This window comes from Candidatus Symbiopectobacterium sp. NZEC151 (assembly GCF_025962655.1).
GTDB lineage: Bacteria > Pseudomonadota > Gammaproteobacteria > Enterobacterales > Enterobacteriaceae > Symbiopectobacterium.
Window position 1 is genome coordinate 230682 of the sequence record NZ_JAGFPE010000005.1, and the last position, 18071, is coordinate 248752.

Sequence of the window (18071 nt, forward strand, 5' to 3'; positions counted from 1 at the left end):
ATTATTTTTCTGCTTATTATTGTTGTCGCAAATCAGTGAGCGATCGGCTGTTCAACATCATGATGTAAGTTAATGATTAAGAAAGTGAATGTGAAAAATACCCTTTCTCTTTCACTGTAGGGGGAGACTGGCTCCCGTACACCTCAGACTCAGCTGAGGACTGCGCCCTATCCATCGAAATCTGTTGGGTAATAAAATATGGGATATGTCTTAAGTAGTAGTTCAGCGCAAGCGGGGTGTCAATGTCGCGCTATATAAAAATTTCTTATGAATCACAGTGAAAGGGGAGTGGTTGGAGGAGTGGGATGGCAAAAAGGAAAGGCTTAACGCGGGCGTTAAGCCTTTGATATGCGTTATTGAACCGCAGCGAACGCTTTGGCGACGCGTGCGACGTTGCCCGAATTCAGGCCCGCAACACACATTCTGCCGCTGGCGATCAGGTAAACACCAAATTCGTCGCGCAGGCGATCTACCTGTAGCGGGCTAAAACCGGTGTAACTGAACATGCCGCGCTGTGTCAGCAGGTAGTCAAAATTGCGCGTTGGCAGTTCTGCTTTCAGGGCATCCACCAGCGCTTTACGCATGGCGAGAATACGTGAACGCATTTCTTCGACTTCTGCTTTCCACTCCGCATTGCGCGCTGCATCATTCAACACGTTAGAAACCACCTGAGCACCGTAATTCGGCGGTGTCGAGTAGTTACGGCGCACCGTGGCTTTCAACTGCCCCAACACGCGCTGCGCGCTGTCGGCGTCTTCACACACCACGGAAAGCCCGCCAACGCGTTCACTATACAGAGAAAAAATCTTGGAGAAGGAGTTGGCAATCAAGGCCGGAACGCCCGCGCTGGCAACGGCGCGCAGTGCGTAAGCATCGGCGTCAATGCCGCCGCCAAAGCCCTGATAGGCGATATCCATAAACGGAATCAGTTCGTGTTTGATCACCGTTTCAATAATGCGATCCCATTGCGCATTGGTCAGATCGGAGCCGGTCGGGTTATGGCAGCACGGGTGCAGCAGTACGATGCTGCGCGCTGGCAGGCTTTCGAGCGTGGCAACCATGGCATCGACATTTACCCCCAGCGTTTGCGCATCGAAATAGGGGTAAGTGTGTACCTTGAATCCGGCACCGGCAAAAATAGCAATGTGGTTTTCCCAGGTCGGATCGCTGACCCACACCTCGGATTCCGGGAAATAGTGTTTAAGGAAATCGGCACCCACTTTCAGCGCGCCGGAACCGCCCAGCGTCTGGATAGTGGCGATGCGGTTAGCGGCCAGCGCCGGGTGCTCTGCGCCAAACAGCAGCGTCTGGATTGCGGAACGATAGGGTTGGAAGCCTTCCATGGGCAAATAGGAGGAAGCCGCTTTAGGCTGCGCTTCAAGCACATCAACGGCATCGCTCACGGCGCGCAGTTGCGGGATGATGTTCTGTTCGTTGTAGTAGAGCCCGATACTGAGATTGATCTTATCTGTGCGCGGATCCTGCTTGTATTTTTCCATCAGAGACAGGATGGGATCGCCGGCATAGGCGTCGACATGTTGGAACACGGTTATTCTCCTGAAATAATCATTTGCTGCGCTTAACGCGCGGCGGGGTATCGGGTAAATCATTATTATCGCTGGCGCGCTTATCCCGGACGCCGTTTAGACCGTATAACGCCCCGGGCGGTGATTCATCGCAATGATTAAGTTAAGAATCACGGCTCCTAATACGGAAACCACCAGCATAGGTATGCTTACCACAAACAGTGAAGCCAGCACAATCACCACATCAAGCGCCATTTGAAATTTGCCAGCGCGTATGCCGTAGTGATCCTGAAGGTAGAGCGCCAAAATATTCACGCCACCCAGACTTGCCTTGTGACGAAACAGCACGATAAATCCCAACCCAATGATAATGTTGCCAAACAGCGTGGCATAGAAAGGCTGAAGTTTATCGAAGTGAACAAACAGCGGATGCACGTCTGACAGCAGAGAAACCAGCCCGACGGCACAGAAGGTCTTGATGGTGAAATGCCAGCCCATGCGGCGCACGGCCAGATAATAAAACGGCAGGTTGATCAGAAAGAAAATGGTGCCGAACGAGATATGCGTAATGTAGTGTAGCAGGAACGCCATCCCTGCCGTGCCGCCGGTGAGCGCGCCAGATTGGCGTAACAAGATAATGCCAAAAGACACCATCAGTGAGCCAATCAACAGCGCCAGAACATCCTCCAGCAGCGTGTGTTTTAGATTTTCAGTTGCAACAACGTTATCCATGGTGTGCTCAATGGCAGAAAAAATCAAAATGTGACGCAACCAAAGCAAAAAGTGCACCAAAAATGGCGCTGACAGCGGAGTAGCTGGCGCAGTAACACCGATAATAACTATAAGTTATTGAAATACTGCAATTACGCCTTGCACAAAAAATGCATAAAACTTAATTTTTTGCGTGATTCACGCATGATTTGAAGGTTATGCGCGTGTTCTTGTTCTTTTCATGCACTAAAAGGAAGCGCCTTGCCCTAATAGGGTGCAAACCTTCAGTTAGGCAACATGAGCCCATTCTCTTTCAGGCGATTCAGTACCACCGAGGTCTTCAGGTGAGAGACGCTTTTATTCTGCGATAAAATGCGACTGATCAGATCGCTCAGTCCTTGCAGATCGGCTACTGCAACTTTCAGTAAATAGTCGGCATCGCCGGTGGTCTTATAGGCATCAATGATCGCATCCACCTCTCCCAGCATCTGGTGAAAGCGCTCCACGTAGACGGCGGTATGGTTGATCAGGCGCACTTCGATCAAACCGAGACACTCCAGGCCGATGGCATTGGGTGCCAGGCGGGCGTGATAGCCCAGGATTTGCCGAGCCTGCTCAAGCGCAATGCGACGGCGAGAACACTGCGATGCGGATAACCCGATCAGTTCGCTTAGCTCCTGATTGGTCAAGCGACCGTTGGTTTGCAGTAAGGTCAGCATTTTCAAATCATAATCGTCTATCTGGTACATGGTGCTTTATCCGCATGATGTATCGGGAGATAAAACAGACTAACAGCTTTTTGTCAGCGCGTGCCGCTTCTTTTCACATCCCGGTTCTCGGGGCGATTGCACAATAAATGGGCATGCACCGTGTTGGCGCAATATCGTGCGTGGAGTGATGCAATTAAGGGCATTTCGTGCATTAAGTTGCCTGTTTATGCATCAATCTGTTTTTTACTGCCATGCACTATCATGCACAGTGATAATAAAAATAATGAATATATTCATGGTATTAGTTTCATTTATGGCAGGCGTCCGTCGTGGCATTGCTGAGGCTGGCCTGATTGTTGCTATGAGATTGCCAACACAACATCTTGTTCGGGGAATGTCATGGATACACCGCAGACAACGGATCAACTGAAAAGAGGGTTAAAAAACCGCCATATCCAGTTGATCGCATTAGGGGGCGCGGTGGGAACCGGGCTGTTTTTGGGGATTGCGCAAACCATCAAAATGGCCGGGCCATCGGTACTGTTGGGCTATGCGATTGCCGGGATTATCGCCTTTTTCATTATGCGTCAGTTAGGGGAAATGGTGGTGGAGGAGCCTGTAGCCGGTTCCTTTAGCCATTTCGCCAATAAATACTGGGGCAACTTTGCCGGTTTTATGTCCGGCTGGAACTACTGGGTGCTCTATGTGCTGGTCAGCATGGCAGAGCTCTCCGCCGTCGGTATTTACATTCAATACTGGTTTCCTGATGTGCCGACCTGGGTTTCTGCGGCCGTTTTCTTCCTGCTGATTAACGCCATCAATCTCACTAACGTGAAGGTGTACGGCGAAATGGAATTCTGGTTTGCCATCATTAAAGTGGCGGCGATCATCGGCATGATCGCGTTCGGGTGTTATCTATTGATGAGCGGTCGCGGTGGGCCGGAAGCCAGCGTAGCCAACCTGTGGCAATACGGTGGTTTTTTCCCCAATGGTTTTGGCGGTATGGTGATGGCAATGGCGGTCATCATGTTCTCTTTTGGCGGTCTTGAACTGGTAGGGATCACGGCCGCCGAGGCTGACCAGCCGGAAAAAAGTATTCCGCGCGCCACTAATCAGGTTATTTATCGCATCCTGCTGTTTTATGTGGGCGCGTTGGCGGTGCTGCTGTCGCTGTACCCGTGGCAGAAAGTGGTGGAAGGCGGCAGTCCGTTTGTGCTGATTTTCCACGCGCTGGATAGCAACGTGGTGGCGACCGTGCTCAATCTGGTGGTGCTCTCTGCGGCGCTCTCGGTGTACAACAGCTGCGTCTACTGCAACAGCCGCATGCTGTTTGGCCTGGCGAAACAGGGCAACGCACCACGGGCACTGTTAAGCATCAACAAACGCGGCATTCCGCTGAATGCGCTGGGCGTATCGGCGCTGGCAACCGGGCTGTGCGTGGTGTTGAACTACGTGATGCCGGGCAAAGCGTTTGAGCTGCTGATGGCGCTGGTGGTGTCCGCGTTGGTGATCAACTGGGCGATGATTTGCATTACACACCTCAAGTTCCGCCATGCGATGCAAGCAGCTGCAAAAGAAACGCGTTTCAAAAGCTGGGGCTACCCGGTAACCAACGTGATTTGCCTGCTGTTTCTGGCGGGGATTCTGGTGATCATGGCGATTACTCCCGGTATCCAGATCTCGGTATGGCTGATTCCGGTGTGGCTGGTAGCAATGGCGGTGGCTTACCGAGTGAAGAACCGTAATCGCACGCCAGTAGATATCGCGGTCAGTGACGTGTAATTGGTGAAAAGGGCGTACCCTGCGGTACGCCTTTATGCGTAAACGTTAATCGTCGAGGTACTCCAGCACCAGGCGCTGTGTCACGCGGGTAATCAGTTCGTAAGCGCTGATCTTGGTATGTGCGGCGATCCGCTCTACCGGCAGCGCATCTCCCCACAATATCACCTCATCGCCCACCTGCTCCTGCGCATCCGGCCCCAGATCGACCGTCAACATATCCATCGATACGCGTCCAACCAACGGCACTTCACGGCCATTGACCAGCACTGGCGTACCAAACGGTGCTGAGCGCGGGTAGCCATCGCCATAACCCATCGCGACCACGCCGAGCAGGGTATCGCGCTCGCTGGTCCAGGTACAGCCGTACCCTTCGGCTTCACCCGCTTTGTGCTCGCGCACCGCGATCAGGTGTGAGGTCAGCGTCATCGCCGGTTGCAGCCCAAAATGCGTGGCGGTTTCCGTGGCTAGCGGTGATACGCCGTAGAGAATAATCCCCGGTCGTACCTGATTGCGGTGCGCCTGTGGCCACAGCAGAATGCCGCCGGAAGCCGCGATAGATTGCGCGCCGGGTTTCCCCTCGGTAAAGGCATCAAAGCAGGCGATCTGTTTCAGGGTGGTATTGAACTCAGGCTCATCGGCGCGGCAAAAATGGCTCATGATATTCACCGGTTGCACCACATTGCGGCACTGCGTCAGTCGCTGATAGAACGCCTCAGCATGGTCAGGGCGCACACCCAGACGGTGCATACCCGTATCCAGTTTCATCCACACGGTCAGAGGATGCGGCAAATCGGCTTGCTCCAGTGCCGTCAATTGTTCGACGCTGTGCACCGCGGTTTCCAATTGATGCTGCGCCAGGAGAGGAAGGTCATCGGCAGAGAAAAACCCTTCCAGCAACAGGATGGGTTTGGTGATGCCAGCTTGGCGCAGTGCCAGCGCCTCCGAGAGTCGGGCGACGCCGAAGCAGTCTGCCTCCCCAAGCGTCGTGGCGCATTCCACTGCGCCGTGACCGTATGCATTGGCCTTGACGACGGCGACCAGCCGACTGTTAGGCGCTAACTGACGCACGCGTTGCATATTGTGACGCAATGCGCGGCGACTGATGACGGCGGTTGCCGTTTTCATTTCTACTGTCCTTAACGCAGCCCGCTCAGGTGCGCTATTTATTCATCATCGTATTGTGGACCGGCGTAATTATCAAAACGCGACCACTGCCCGTTGAAGGTCAACCGAACGGTACCGATAGGGCCGTTACGCTGTTTCCCCAAGATAATCTCAGCGATGCCTTTCAAATCGCTGTTTTCATGATAAACCTCATCACGATAGATAAACATAATCAGGTCGGCATCCTGCTCGATGGAGCCAGATTCACGCAAATCGGAGTTGATTGGCCGTTTATCCGCTCGCTGTTCCAAACCTCGGTTAAGCTGAGAGAGCGCGACCACAGGCACCTGCAATTCTTTTGCCAATGCTTTGAGTGAACGAGAGATTTCTGCAATTTCCAACGTTCGGTTATCAGACAAGGAGGGCACCCGCATCAGTTGCAGGTAATCGATCATGATCAGGCTCAGACCATCGTGTTCGCGGAAAACGCGGCGCGCACGGGAGCGCACTTCCGTGGGCGTCAGGCCGGAAGAGTCATCGATATACATGTTCTTCTTCTCAAGCAGAATGCCCATGGTGCTGGAGATACGCGCCCAGTCCTCATCATCTAACTGCCCGGTACGGATACGGGTTTGATCGACGCGCGACAGCGAGGCCAACATACGCATCATGATCTGTTCGCCGGGCATTTCCAGACTGAAGATCAGCACCGGCTTCTCTTGCATCATGGCGGCGTTTTCGCACAGGTTCATGGCAAAGGTGGTTTTTCCCATGGAGGGGCGCGCCGCGACGATAATCAAATCGGATTTTTGCAGTCCGGCGGTTTTTTTATCCAGATCCTGATACCCGCTGGAAACCCCGGTCACCCCGTCGTGCGGGCGTTGGTACAACTGCTCGATGCGTGAGACGGTATTTTCCAGAATACGGTCGATGCTTTTCGGGCCTTCATCCTTGCTGGCGCGGTTTTCGGCGATCTGAAACACGCGCGACTCCGCCAGATCCAGCAGATCTTCACTGCTGCGGCCCTGCGGATCGTAGCCCGCATCGGCGATTTCATGGGCAACGGCGATCATCTCACGCACCACTGCCCGTTCGCGCACGATATCGGCGTAGGCACTGATGTTGGCGGCGCTGGGGGTGTTCTTCGCCAACTCTGCCAGATAAGCAAAACCGCCGACCGTATCCAGCTCGCCTTTTTGCTCCAGCGACTCGGACAGGGTGATGAGATCGATGGGCTTGTTCAATTCCAACAGGCGCTGCATTTCGCTGAACATCAGACGGTGGGCGCGGTTGTAGAAATCGTTAGCGACGACGCGTTCTGCGACGTTATCCCAGCGTTCGTTGTCGAGCATCAAACCGCCCAGAACCGACTGTTCCGCTTCCAGCGAGTGCGGTGGAAGCTTTAACCCTTCCACCTGTCGGTCGCGGGGCTGTTTCGATGGGGGTGCGGTGCGCTTTTCTGCCATGGGATTACGTTCTTTATTGGTTGATTTGTCATTCCATAAGGAGGCATTGTATACGAAACTGACGTGATAAAAACCGTTCTACACTTGCGCCCGCGTGTTTATCGCACCGGATGGCATCAGGAGAAAACATGGCAAAACGCATTCAATTCAGCGCCCACGGCGGCCCTGAGGTACTGGAGTACGTTGATTTTACCCCGCGTGAACCGGCTGCGGGTGAAGTACAAATTGAAAATCGTGCTGTTGGGATCAACTTTATCGATACCTATGTGCGCAGTGGACTGTACCCGGTGCAAACCTTCCCGTCTGGGCTGGGCACGGAGGCGGCGGGTGTGGTGGCGAAAATCGGCGCGGGCGTTAACGGCTTTCAGGTCGGCGATCGCGTGGTGTATGCGCAAGCGGGGCTGGGCGCTTACAGTGCGGTGCACAATGTGGTGGCGGATCGCGTAGCGCACCTGCCGGAGGCTATCAGCTTTGAGCAGGGCGCGGCGTCGTTCCTGAAAGGGCTGACGGTGTACTACCTGTTGCGTGAAACCTATGAGATTAAGCCCGGCGAGACATTCCTGTTCCACGCGGCCGCCGGTGGTGTTGGCCTGATCGCCTGCCAGTGGGCCAAGGCGCTGGGAGCAAACCTGATCGGCACGGTCGGGTCAGATGACAAGGCGGCGCTGGCTCGTCAGGCGGGAGCCTGGGCGACCATCAACTATCGCAGCGAGAACATCGCGCAGCGGGTGCTGGAATTAACTGAGGGGCAGAAGGTGCCCGTGGTGTACGACTCGGTGGGCAAAGACACCTGGGAAGCCTCGCTCGACAGCCTGCAACGTCGCGGTTTGATGGTCAGCTTCGGTAACGCTTCCGGCCCGGTGACCGGCGTGAATCTCGGCATTCTGAACCAGAAAGGGTCGCTTTACGTGACGCGCCCATCGCTGTTTGGCTACGTGACCAACCGCGCAGAGCTGGATAAAGCAAGCCGCGAGCTGTTTTCGCTGATTGCCAGCGGTGCTATCAACGTGGATGTTTCTGCCAACCAGATCTTCGGACTGTCGGAAGCGCAAAAGGCGCATCGCGCACTGGAGAGTCGCCAGACGCACGGTTCCTGCCTGCTGATCCCGGGACGATAAGCGAACCGCGGTAGTAGGTCGTTAGGTGGTAAGTATAAAAAGTAAGGGCCCCAAACGGGGCCCTTGTTGCTGCATTATTTTCGATATTTCATCATGCTGTATGTAGGGTACAGCGTGGCGAACGTCAGCGCATCGAGGCGTAATTTTTTTGGATGATGATGCTCTGACGCGGATGAAATCATTTTTTATTGACTCGCGCAGGCCGCGTGTCCTGTGCGTGTTGCCGGTTACGCAAACCGCCTTGCTACATGGAGGCAGTCATAGTGACCAAGAGCCGCCATCCTAACAGCGGCTTAGGGGAAAAAATATCTGCTGGCGCACAAAATTGGCGTAAATTACCGGGGCCGTGGTGCTCAGAAGCGGTATTTGTTGCTGCCGTCACAACGCGCGGTGTCAGCGGTAATCACGCAGCGGTTTTTGCTGCCAGTAACGCCACAGCCAGACGATCGCCACCGCCAGCAGCAGCCAGGGCAGCACTTTGATGGCGGTGACAATCAATCCACCCACCAGCATCACCACCGCGGCAATGACCAGCGCGCCTAGTACGCCAATCAGTGAAATTCCGGTGACCATTAACATCACAAAAAAGCCCACAACGAACAAAAATTCCAGCATGATTCCTCTCCTCAGTCAGGTGTGCCGTGCTAACGGCAATCGCTACGGGGGTATTACAAGAAGCATGCCAACCTTTCCCCTCTGATAACGTATTGATTTATCAGAAGGGAATGTTGATGCGGACGGCAGGTTGTGGTTATTTTGACTAACTGTTAGTGTTTTTTATGCTACGCGATCGCGCACCAGCGCCAGCGCCGCTTCCACCACCGGGATGCCTGCGCCGGGTTTGTGGGCATTTTCACTTAAGTGTCTACGCCATTGGCGCGCGCCGGGAATACTTTGGAACAAGCCCAGCATATGGCGGGTGATATGGCCCAAATAGGTTCCGTTCGTCAGTTCACGCTCAATGTAAGGGTACATCGCTTCCACCACGCTAAACGGGCTGACGGCGGGCGCATCAATACCGAACAGTTGCGAATCGACATCCAGCAGCAAGCCGGGATTTTGATAGGCTTCGCGCCCCATCATCACCCCATCGAGCTGCGCCAAATGGGTTTTTGCCTCTTCCAGCGTTTTTACCCCGCCGTTAATGGCGATGGTCAATGCCGGAAAATCGCGCTTGAGCTGATAGACGCGCGGATAATCCAGCGGCGGGATCTCGCGATTCTCTTTCGGACTCAGGCCAGAAAGCCAGGCTTTGCGCGCATGGATAATAAAGGTATCGCACTGGCCGCGCTCTGCTACGGTCTGAACAAAATCGCACAGGAAAGCGTAGCTATCCTGATCGTCGATGCCGATACGGGTTTTCACCGTAACCGGGATCGACACCCGATCGCGCATCGCTTTGATGCAATCCGCCACCAGTTCAGCTTCTGCCATCAGGCAGGCACCAAAGCGTCCATTTTGCACGCGATCCGAAGGGCAACCGACGTTGAGATTGATCTCATCGTAGCCGCGTTGCTCTGCCAACTGCGCACACTGCGCCAGTGCGGCAGGATCGCTGCCGCCCAACTGCAACGACACCGGATGCTCGGTATCACTGTAAGCCAGATAATCGCCCTTGCCGTGAATAATGGCACCGGTCGTGACCATCTCGGTGTACAGCAGCGTTTGACGCGTCAACTGACGATGGAAATAGCGGCAATGACGATCGGTCCAATCGAGCATCGGCGCGATGGAGAAGCGTTGTGCGGGAAAGTGGTGCTGAGTATCAGAAGATGGGTGCATACGTCTTACTGTGTCTGGTCAATCGTGATCCCAATACAGGGAAACCTGAGCACAGTGTATCATTGAAAGCCGGCATCATCGACACCGGCTTACGGGTAGTGAATACCGCTTACGCAGCAAATCCACCGATCTTAACCTGCAAAAAGGCGCGCCACGCATCCATATTGCCCAGAAATTCGACCGTCTGGACAATCTCTCTACTGCCGTCGGCGGTTTCCAGCACGAAGGTGGGAAAACCATGTCCACCCACGTTCGCCAGCAATGCACGGCTTTCCTTGAAATGTTGCTCCAGGCCATCAGCGGTAACGAAGGCATACTCATTGGCAAAAGCAACGGGGTCCAATCCGATCTCACTGGCGCACTGTGCCAATACGGCGGCATCAGCGATTTTTCTGCCCTGTTCGTAATGCGCTCGTTGCACATGGTGCAGCATCTCATAGCCCTTGTGGGCCATGCGCTCTGCTGCGATAACGGCTGCCGTCGGCGGCGCGGAATCCAGTATTACGCTGGTGTCGCGCAGCAGCTTATCGAAGTAAGGTCGGCCAAAAGGCTGGCCGGTCAGCTCTGCGATTCGCTGATCGTGAGGCAGTACGTAGTCATGCCACTGCGGCGTGACCTGACGGCGGTTGCTGCCCGTCATCATGCCGCCGCCGTGCAGCACCACATTGACGCCTGACATTGCATGTGCGGCCTGCGCCAGTGGCGCGGCACCGTAGCACCAGCCACACAGCGGGTCATAAATATAGTGCAGGGTTACTGCGGCCATTTCATTTCACCTTTAAGCACTTTGGCACTCAGTTCCAGACTGGACTCTTCGTGCAGGTCGGGGTACTGCTTTTTCATGGTGTCGATCAACGCGGCTGAATCTTTACTGGTAGCCAGCGCTTTTTCCAACGTGTTCAGGTATTGCAGGCTGAACGTGACGCTGCTCAGGCTGTAATCCATCGGCGGCAGGAAGTGACCCGGCACCACTTGTTTCGGTTTCAACTGCTCAATCTGTTGTAACGTCTGACGCCAGTCTGCGCGAGATTGCGGCGTTTGGGTATCGGCAATCCACAGGTGGATATTGGCGGAAACCGGAATCCCCCCTACCACGGTGCTCAGCGACGGGATCCAGACGAAAGTGCGATCCGGCGTAGGTCCTGTCAGGCCTTTCACTTCCAGTTTCTGACCGTCAACAGTGAAGCTGTCGCCCTTCAACGGGGTTGGCACAATGATCTTTTGCGGCGCATTTTCTTTCATGATCGGGCCCCAGTAGGCCACTTTACCTGCCTGACTGGCTTCGATCGCCGCGATGGTTGCCGGAGTGGCAATCACTTTCGCGTCCGGGAAGGCGGCCTTGATCACATCCAGACCAAAGTAATAATCCGGATCGGAATGGCTGATATAAATGGTTTTCAGCGGCTTGCCGGTGGCTTTAATGCGACCCAACAGGGTTTGCGCATCGTTACGCTGGAACTGGGCGTCAATCAGCGCGACTTCATGTTCACCGACAACCAGTGCAGAAGAGACCGGGAAGATACTGGCTTCGCCAGGGTTAAAGACTTCAAGCTTCAACGGGGAGGCGGCGTGGGCCACGGTAGTCATACTCAGGACGGCGGCGGCAACCAGCGTTAAGGTCGATTTTTTCATAGCAGGAACTCCATTCGTTATTCGTTAAAAATTCGATTTGTTTAAAAGTACGCAACGGGGTCTATCTTAAGTTGCAATTATCGGAATAAAAATGGCTAAATGGTGGCTTCTCTGTTGCATAAATCGAGCTAATCATGGATCGCATTACTGCTGCTGAAGTGTTTGTCGCTATTGTTGAACGGGGGAGCATGAGCGCTGCCGCCGAGGTATTGGACATGTCGCGCGCCATGGTGAGCCGCTACCTGAATGAAATGGAAACCTGGGCGCAGGCACGCCTGCTGCATCGCACCACGCGTAAATTGAGTTTAACCGATGCGGGTGAAAAAACCTTACAACGCTGTCGTGAGATGCTGGCGCTGGCGGGAGATATGCGGGTGGAAAACGCCTCGGATGTGGATTCTATCGGTGGGCTGTTGCGCGTTAGCTGCTCGCAATCGCTGGGGCAAACGGCGCTGGGCGTGGCGGTTACGGCATTTTTGCAACGCCACCCGGGCGTGGCGGTGGATATGCAGATGAATAACCGTGCGATCAATTTGGTTGAGGATCGTATCGATCTGGCACTGCGCATCACCAATGCGCTCGACCCCAACCTGATCGCGCGCCCGCTCGGCCAATGTGCGTCCGTGCTGTGCGCCGCGCCTGCTTATCTGGCAAAACAGGGGATGCCGCGTCAACTGAGCGATCTTTCGTTGCACAACTGCCTGACTTACACCTACTTTGGCAAAAGTCTGTGGAATTTTACCCATGATAATGAGCCGGTTACCGTACCCGTCAGCGGCAATCTGAGCGGCAATGAATCGCTGGTGTTGTTATCCAGCGCGCTGGAAGGTGCAGGCATTTCGCTGCAACCGCGCTATTCGGTTCAGCGCCATCTTGCCAGCGGTGCGCTGGTGCCGCTGCTGACAGAGTATCGAGCGCAGGATATGGGCATTTACGGTATTTACGCCTCTCGTCAGCATATGCCGCCTGCGCTGCGTGCGCTGCTGGATTTTTTAGTGCACTGGTTCGCGCATGAGCCGCGCTGGCTGGCGCTGCAAGCGGAATAATGAGCGACTCAGCGCACCAGCACCGCGTCCAGTTGCTCGGCAATACCTGCCGTATAGTGCGTTAGATGGGTGATCACGGTGTCGACCAGCGCGGAGGCCGGGCGGTGCAGCGGGCGAATCAGACTGACGGTAAAAGGCACCGCGACGCTAAATGGGCGCACCACTACGCCGGAGGCGGCGTAGTCCAACGCGGTGAGCGGGTTGACGATAGAAATGCCGACGCCGGCGCGCACCATGGCGCACACCGATGCCGCACTGTGGGTTTCCAGCACCATATCACGCGCTATTCCTGCGTTATCAAACAGTTTGTCCAGCAGTTGGCGATAGCTGTCGCTGCTTGAAAGGCTGATAAATCGCTCATGGCGAAAATCTTCTGGCGTCAGTATCTGGCGCGCGGCTAAACGGTGCTGTGCGGGCAACACGCACACTTCGTTCAACGTGAGTAGGGTATGTCGCTCGGTGCCTGCGGGCGTCACGCTGTTCTCTGTCAGCCCGAGATCGTGGCGCTGTGCTGACAGCCACTCTTCCAACAGTGGCGACTCCTGAGGAATGACGTTCAGGCTGAGCGAGGGATAGCTGTCCAGCAGCGGTTTGCACACGTTAGGGAGCAAGGACTGAGAAAACACCGGCAGGCAGGCGATAGAAAGCTGTGCCTGTTCAAAGCGCCGAATGTCGCGCGCGGCATTGATGATGCGATCCAACCCGTAGTAGGAACGTTGCACCTCTTCGAACAGTTGTAGTCCCTGTGCCGTAGGGTGCAGGCGTCCGCGTACCCGCTCGAACAACGCCATGTGTACCAGATGCTCGAAGCGCGCCAGCTCGCGGCTGACGGTGGGTTGCGAGGTATTGAGCAACGCGGCGGCCTCGGTGAGGTTACCGGTGGTCATGACGGCATGAAAAATTTCAATGTGGCGCAGTGAAATGGTCGGCATCGTGGCCTCAGTCGTGGTTGCCTCGCTGACCGATATCATAAATGAATAGCTTGGCCGGGATTTATTTATTTTTTCACCAAATGCGGAGGAAATCGCGCTTGATGGCTGCTCAATCAATGGCTAAGCATATTTTCTGCGGTTAATGTCACATGACGGTAATGTTATCACTGTGTTCACGGCCTCTGAATGGATGAAGCCATGAGGCTGAACTATCATCGGGTTACTGCACTTCATGCAGGGGCATTTCACCAGAGTCAAACATCGATATCGCGCAATGTGCACCATGACCGGGAATGTCGTGCGTCACCCGTTGGGTACGCTCTGTTCCCAGCTTGCGCTGACATACGGTTGTCATACACCCGACATATAACTTTCATCCCGCTGTGCTGAATTGGCGTAGTCATTGCTGGCTAGGACCAGCGTCGCGAACCTATGAAATCAGGAGCATCATGATGAAGAAATTGTTGTCTTCCGTGTTAATCAGTAGCGCACTGTTCTCCTCAATCGCTTTTGTTTCCGCCCCGGTGTTGGCGCAGGATCTGGCAGTGCTGGAAAAAGCCGCGCGGGCTGAAGGCGCGGTAAACAGCGTAGGGATGCCGGACAGCTGGGCCAACTGGAAAGATACCTGGCAAGCTCTCTCTGCCCACTATGGTTTAAAGCACAGTGATACCGATATGTCTTCCGCGCAGGAAATCGCCAAGTTTGCGGCTGAAAAACAGAATGCCAGCGCCGATATCGGCGACGTGGGTGCCGCGTTCGGCCCGATTGCGGTGCAAAAAGGCGTAACCCAGCCCTATAAACCAACCACCTGGGAACAGGTGCCTGACTGGGCTAAAGATAAAGACGGGCATTGGGCGCTGGCCTATACCGGATCTATCGCCTTTATTATCGATAAACAGCAGGTGAAAGAGATCCCACACAGCTGGGCCGACCTGCTCAAAGGCAACTACGTGGTGACCATCGGTGACGTTAACTCGGCGTCGCAGGCGGTAAGCGGGGTGCTGGCCGCCAACTTTGCGCTGGGCGGTGACGAGAAAAACCTGAAACCGGCGTTGGAGTTCTTCGGCAAGCTGGCGAAGGCGGGGCGTCTTGGCGTGACCGATCCGGTGATCTCGAATATCGAAAAAGGGGAGGTGCAGGTTGGCGTGGTGTGGGATTTCAACGGCCTGAACTACCGCGATAAAATCAACAAAGATCGCTTTGAAGTGCTGATCCCTTCCGATGGTTCGGTGATCTCCGGTTACACCACTATCATCAATAAATATGCCAAAAACCCCAATGCTGCCAAGCTGGCACGTGAGTACATCTTCTCTGATGCCGGGCAGATCAATCTGGCGCGCGGCTATGCGCGCCCGATCCGCGCGCAGTACATCACGCTGCCGGACGATGTGAAGGCTAAACTGTTGCCGGAAGAACAGTACAAAAGCGTGCGTCCAATCGCTGACGGCGAAGCCTGGGATAAAACCGTGAAAACGCTGCCGCGTCAGTGGCAAGAGCACGTGATTATCAATATGAAACAGTAAGGCCTGCTCCTGTGCGCACCCTGTCCGTGTCCGGATAGGAGGCGTGCAGGACGTATTGGTCCACGCCGCAGAGGGAGGATAACGCGTGAAAAAAAACTGGCTGGTCGCAGGGATCCTGTTGCCGTTTTTTGCCGTCTTTTTTGCGTTCCAGATAGCGCCGCTTATCTGGATCCTGGTGAACAGCTTTTACAGCCAAACCGAAGAGGCGTGGGGGCTGGCGAACTACAGCGATATCCTTTCCTCGCCATTTTACCTTCAGGCAATCCGTTTTTCACTGGATATCTCGTTTTGGTCCAGCTTCTACGGCGTGATCATCGCTCTGATTGGCGGCTACTCGCTGCGCCAGTTGGGGACGGGGCGTTTGCAGCGCTTCGTGTTGTCATTTGCCAATATGACCAGCAACTTCGCGGGCGTTCCGCTGGCCTTTGCCTTCGTGATTATGGTGGGGCTGAACGGCTTTTTTACCTTATTACTGAAAAAATATGGCGTGATCGACGGGTTCAACATCTACTCCCGCGACGGCTTGATCCTGATATATACCTATTTTCAAATCCCGCTGGGGATATTGCTGCTCTATCCCGCTTTTGACGGGCTGCGCACGGAGTGGCAAGAGTCGGCGGCGCTGCTGGGCGCACCGCGCTGGCGCTTCTGGCTGCACATCGGCATTCCGGTGCTGATGCCCGCGTTGCTCGGTACCTTTGTTATCCTGCTTGCCAATGCGCTCGGGGCTTACGCCACCATTTACGCGCTCACCACGGGTAACTTCAACGTGGTGCCGATACGTATTGCCGCGCTGGTTGCCGGGGACATCACCCTCGATCCCAATCTTGGCAGCGCGCTTTCCGTGCTGCTGGTGCTGCTGATGGCGCTGATCACCGTTGTGCATCAGTGGTTGTTGCGTCGGAGCTATCTCCATGCCGCGCCCTAATCCCCTGACCGGAGGCTGCCATGTCATCCATTGAACGGCGCTACCATCAGACGGTAGTCTTACTGGTGCTGCTGATTCTGCTGCTGCCGCTGCTCGCGACGTTGGGCTATGCGCTGGCGACAGAGTGGGGCGCCACCATTCTGCCCAACGGCGTGACGCTGAAGTGGTTTATTGCCCTGTGGGGCGATAGCCGGTTTTTGGTGGCGCTGGGCCATTCGCTGCTGATTTGCTTTGGCGCACTGCTGTTTTCGCTGCTGCTGGTGTTACCCGCGATGTTTGTCATCGCCTGGCGGTTTCCGCGTTTGGATGGAGTAATGAACGTGCTGATTTTGCTGCCGTTCTCGGTGCCGCCGGTGGTCTCTTCCGTGGGATTGTTGCAGCTCTATTCCTCTGGACCGCTCGCCATTACCGGCACGCCCTGGATTCTGATCGGCTGTTACTTTGCTATCGCGCTACCCTTTATCTATCGCGCCATCTCCAACAATATTCAGGCGATTAACCTCAAAGAGCTGCTTGATGCGGCGCATTTGCTGGGTGCCAGCACCTGGCAGGCGGCGCTGTGGGTGGTGCTGCCTAATCTGCGTAAAGGCGTGATGATCGCGGTGTTGCTCTCGTTTTCTTTCCTGATTGGCGAGTTCGTGTTTGCCAACCTGCTGGTTGGCACCCGCTTTGAAACGTTGCAGGTGTATCTCTACAACAAGCGTAATGACAGCGGGCACTTTACCAGTGCGCTGGTGATCTCCTATTTCCTCGTCGTGCTGCTGGTGACCTGGCTGGCTAATTTTCTTAACCGGGAGAAATCCTGATATGTCCTATCTTGATGTCAAACAGCTCAATAAACACTACGGGCCGACCAAGGTGTTCCACAATATCGATTTCTCGGCGTCGGAAGGGGAGTTCGTTACCCTATTGGGGCCGAGTGGCTGCGGCAAATCGACGCTGTTGCGTTGTCTGGCAGGCCTGACGCCCGTGGACAGCGGGCAGATCCTGCTACAGGGACAGGATATCGTACCGGTGTCTCCACAAAAGCGCGGCATTGGCATGGTGTTCCAGAACTATGCGCTGTTCCCCAACATGACGGCAGAAGGGAACGTGGCTTTCGGGTTAAAGATGCAAAAACTTGGTGCGGGGGAAATTCGCCAGCGGGTGGCCGAGGTGCTGGCGCTGGTCGAGCTGAATGAGTTTGCCCACCGTTATCCGCACCAGCTTTCCGGCGGCCAGTGTCAGCGCGTGGCGCTGGCGCGCTCGTTGGTCACGCGACCGCGTTTGCTGTTACTGGATGAGCCGCTCTCCGCGTTGGATGCGCGTATTCGCCGCCACCTGCGCGAACAAATCCGTCGCATTCAGCGTGAGTTGAACCTGACGGCGATTTTTGTTACCCACGATCAGGAAGAGGCGCTGACGCTCTCCGATCGTATCGTGCTGATGAACAACGGGGAGATCGTGCAGGATGGCGATGCGGTATCGCTGTATACCCAGCCTGCCAACCTGTTTGCCGCCAGCTTTATCGGTAGCTATAACCTGCTGAGTGCCGCGCAGGCGCAACAGTTGACGGGAGAACACTTCACCGGTCAGGTGGCACTTCGCCCTGAATCCATCACGCTGGGTGCGCCTGAACAGGGCATCACCGGGGAGATCCTTAACCACAGCCTGCTAGGTAACGTGGTGCGATACCGGGTAGTGGTTAACGGCGTAGAGCTGGCTGTGGATGTACTCAACCGTGCACCGAGCGATCTGTACCGCACGGGCAGTGTGGTGGGGGTGCATATTACCGCCGATGCGCTGCGTGAGGTGGCCTAGCTAATCCATAT

General features: G+C 55.1%; 18 protein-coding genes. 7 read left to right on the forward strand and 11 right to left on the reverse strand.

Annotated elements, in window-relative coordinates; translation table 11 throughout:
- Nucleotides 1-353 precede the first annotated feature (353 nt).
- From J5067_RS16400 to J5067_RS16410, 3 genes are all read right to left on the reverse strand, one after another.
- A complete protein-coding gene (locus tag J5067_RS16400) occupies nucleotides 354-1547 on the reverse strand; it encodes an amino acid aminotransferase (RefSeq protein WP_264651574.1) in 1194 nt (397 codons plus the stop codon).
- 96 nt (nucleotides 1548-1643) lie between these two features.
- Nucleotides 1644-2258 carry a YitT family protein gene (locus J5067_RS16405; protein ID WP_264644638.1) on the reverse strand — a complete coding sequence of 205 codons (615 nt, stop codon included), beginning with the start codon at nucleotides 2256-2258 and terminating at the stop codon, nucleotides 1644-1646.
- A gap of 263 nt (nucleotides 2259-2521) precedes the next feature.
- Complete coding sequence (locus J5067_RS16410; protein ID WP_264651575.1) at nucleotides 2522-2986, reverse strand: Lrp/AsnC family transcriptional regulator; 465 nt, start codon at nucleotides 2984-2986, stop codon at nucleotides 2522-2524.
- Between the two features lie 360 nt (nucleotides 2987-3346).
- Between J5067_RS16410 and J5067_RS16415 the strand changes: the two genes are divergently transcribed.
- Nucleotides 3347-4729: an amino acid permease gene (locus J5067_RS16415; protein WP_264644640.1), complete on the forward strand. Its 1383-nt coding sequence runs from the start codon at nucleotides 3347-3349 to the stop codon at nucleotides 4727-4729.
- A 45-nt stretch (nucleotides 4730-4774) separates the two neighbouring features.
- Here J5067_RS16415 and alr read toward each other — a convergent pair whose 3' ends face one another.
- Nucleotides 4775-5854, reverse strand: a complete 1080-nt coding sequence (gene alr / locus J5067_RS16420; RefSeq protein ID WP_264644641.1) for an alanine racemase — start codon at nucleotides 5852-5854, stop codon at nucleotides 4775-4777.
- Nucleotides 5855-5892: 38 nt separating this feature from the next.
- Nucleotides 5893-7299 carry a replicative DNA helicase gene (gene dnaB / locus J5067_RS16425; protein WP_264644642.1) on the reverse strand — a complete coding sequence of 469 codons (1407 nt, stop codon included), beginning with the start codon at nucleotides 7297-7299 and terminating at the stop codon, nucleotides 5893-5895.
- A 128-nt stretch (nucleotides 7300-7427) separates the two neighbouring features.
- On the opposite strand from dnaB, the gene J5067_RS16430 reads away from it, so the two are divergent.
- A complete protein-coding gene (locus J5067_RS16430; RefSeq protein WP_264644643.1) occupies nucleotides 7428-8417 on the forward strand; it encodes a quinone oxidoreductase in 990 nt (329 codons plus the stop codon).
- A gap of 393 nt (nucleotides 8418-8810) precedes the next feature.
- On the opposite strand, the gene pspG is transcribed toward J5067_RS16430, so the two are convergent.
- From pspG to J5067_RS16450, 4 genes are all read right to left on the reverse strand, one after another.
- Nucleotides 8811-9032, reverse strand: a complete 222-nt coding sequence (pspG, locus tag J5067_RS16435) for an envelope stress response protein PspG (protein ID WP_264624700.1) — start codon at nucleotides 9030-9032, stop codon at nucleotides 8811-8813.
- Nucleotides 9033-9194: 162 nt separating this feature from the next.
- Nucleotides 9195-10199 (reverse strand): tRNA dihydrouridine(20/20a) synthase DusA, encoded by a 1005-nt coding sequence (gene dusA, locus J5067_RS16440; protein WP_264644644.1) that lies wholly within the window; start codon nucleotides 10197-10199, stop codon nucleotides 9195-9197.
- A 109-nt stretch (nucleotides 10200-10308) separates the two neighbouring features.
- The gene (locus J5067_RS16445; RefSeq protein WP_264644645.1) at nucleotides 10309-10965 is read right to left on the reverse strand and encodes a DsbA family protein; all 657 of its coding nucleotides are present in this window, start codon (nucleotides 10963-10965) and stop codon (nucleotides 10309-10311) included.
- Nucleotides 10953-11831 carry an MBL fold metallo-hydrolase gene (locus J5067_RS16450; protein WP_264644646.1) on the reverse strand — a complete coding sequence of 293 codons (879 nt, stop codon included), beginning with the start codon at nucleotides 11829-11831 and terminating at the stop codon, nucleotides 10953-10955. Before J5067_RS16450 ends, J5067_RS16445 begins: the two co-directional genes overlap by 13 nt.
- Before the next feature lie 134 nt (nucleotides 11832-11965).
- Here J5067_RS16450 and J5067_RS16455 point away from each other — a divergent pair, with 134 nt between their 5' ends.
- On the forward strand, nucleotides 11966-12877 hold the full coding sequence (locus J5067_RS16455) for a LysR family transcriptional regulator (protein WP_264651576.1): 912 nt from the start codon (nucleotides 11966-11968) through the stop codon (nucleotides 12875-12877).
- A gap of 8 nt (nucleotides 12878-12885) precedes the next feature.
- Here the strand turns inward: J5067_RS16455 and J5067_RS16460 are convergent, their stop codons facing one another.
- Together J5067_RS16460 and J5067_RS16465 are read right to left on the reverse strand one after the other, a co-directional pair.
- Nucleotides 12886-13809: a LysR family transcriptional regulator gene (locus J5067_RS16460; protein WP_264651577.1), complete on the reverse strand. Its 924-nt coding sequence runs from the start codon at nucleotides 13807-13809 to the stop codon at nucleotides 12886-12888.
- A gap of 220 nt (nucleotides 13810-14029) precedes the next feature.
- On the reverse strand, nucleotides 14030-14164 hold the full coding sequence (locus tag J5067_RS16465; protein ID WP_264651578.1) for a hypothetical protein: 135 nt from the start codon (nucleotides 14162-14164) through the stop codon (nucleotides 14030-14032).
- Nucleotides 14165-14261: 97 nt separating this feature from the next.
- Between J5067_RS16465 and J5067_RS16470 the strand changes: the two genes are divergently transcribed.
- From J5067_RS16470 to J5067_RS16485, 4 genes are all read left to right on the forward strand, one after another.
- The gene (locus tag J5067_RS16470; protein ID WP_264651627.1) at nucleotides 14262-15332 is read left to right on the forward strand and encodes an ABC transporter substrate-binding protein; all 1071 of its coding nucleotides are present in this window, start codon (nucleotides 14262-14264) and stop codon (nucleotides 15330-15332) included.
- An 85-nt stretch (nucleotides 15333-15417) separates the two neighbouring features.
- Nucleotides 15418-16260: an ABC transporter permease subunit gene (locus tag J5067_RS16475; protein ID WP_264644650.1), complete on the forward strand. Its 843-nt coding sequence runs from the start codon at nucleotides 15418-15420 to the stop codon at nucleotides 16258-16260.
- Nucleotides 16261-16280: 20 nt separating this feature from the next.
- Nucleotides 16281-17066, forward strand: a complete 786-nt coding sequence (locus J5067_RS16480; protein WP_264651579.1) for an ABC transporter permease — start codon at nucleotides 16281-16283, stop codon at nucleotides 17064-17066.
- A 1-nt stretch (nucleotide 17067) separates the two neighbouring features.
- Entirely contained in the window at nucleotides 17068-18060 is a 993-nt protein-coding gene (locus tag J5067_RS16485; RefSeq protein WP_264644653.1) for an ABC transporter ATP-binding protein, read from the forward strand.
- The last annotated feature ends 11 nt before the right edge of the window (nucleotides 18061-18071 follow it).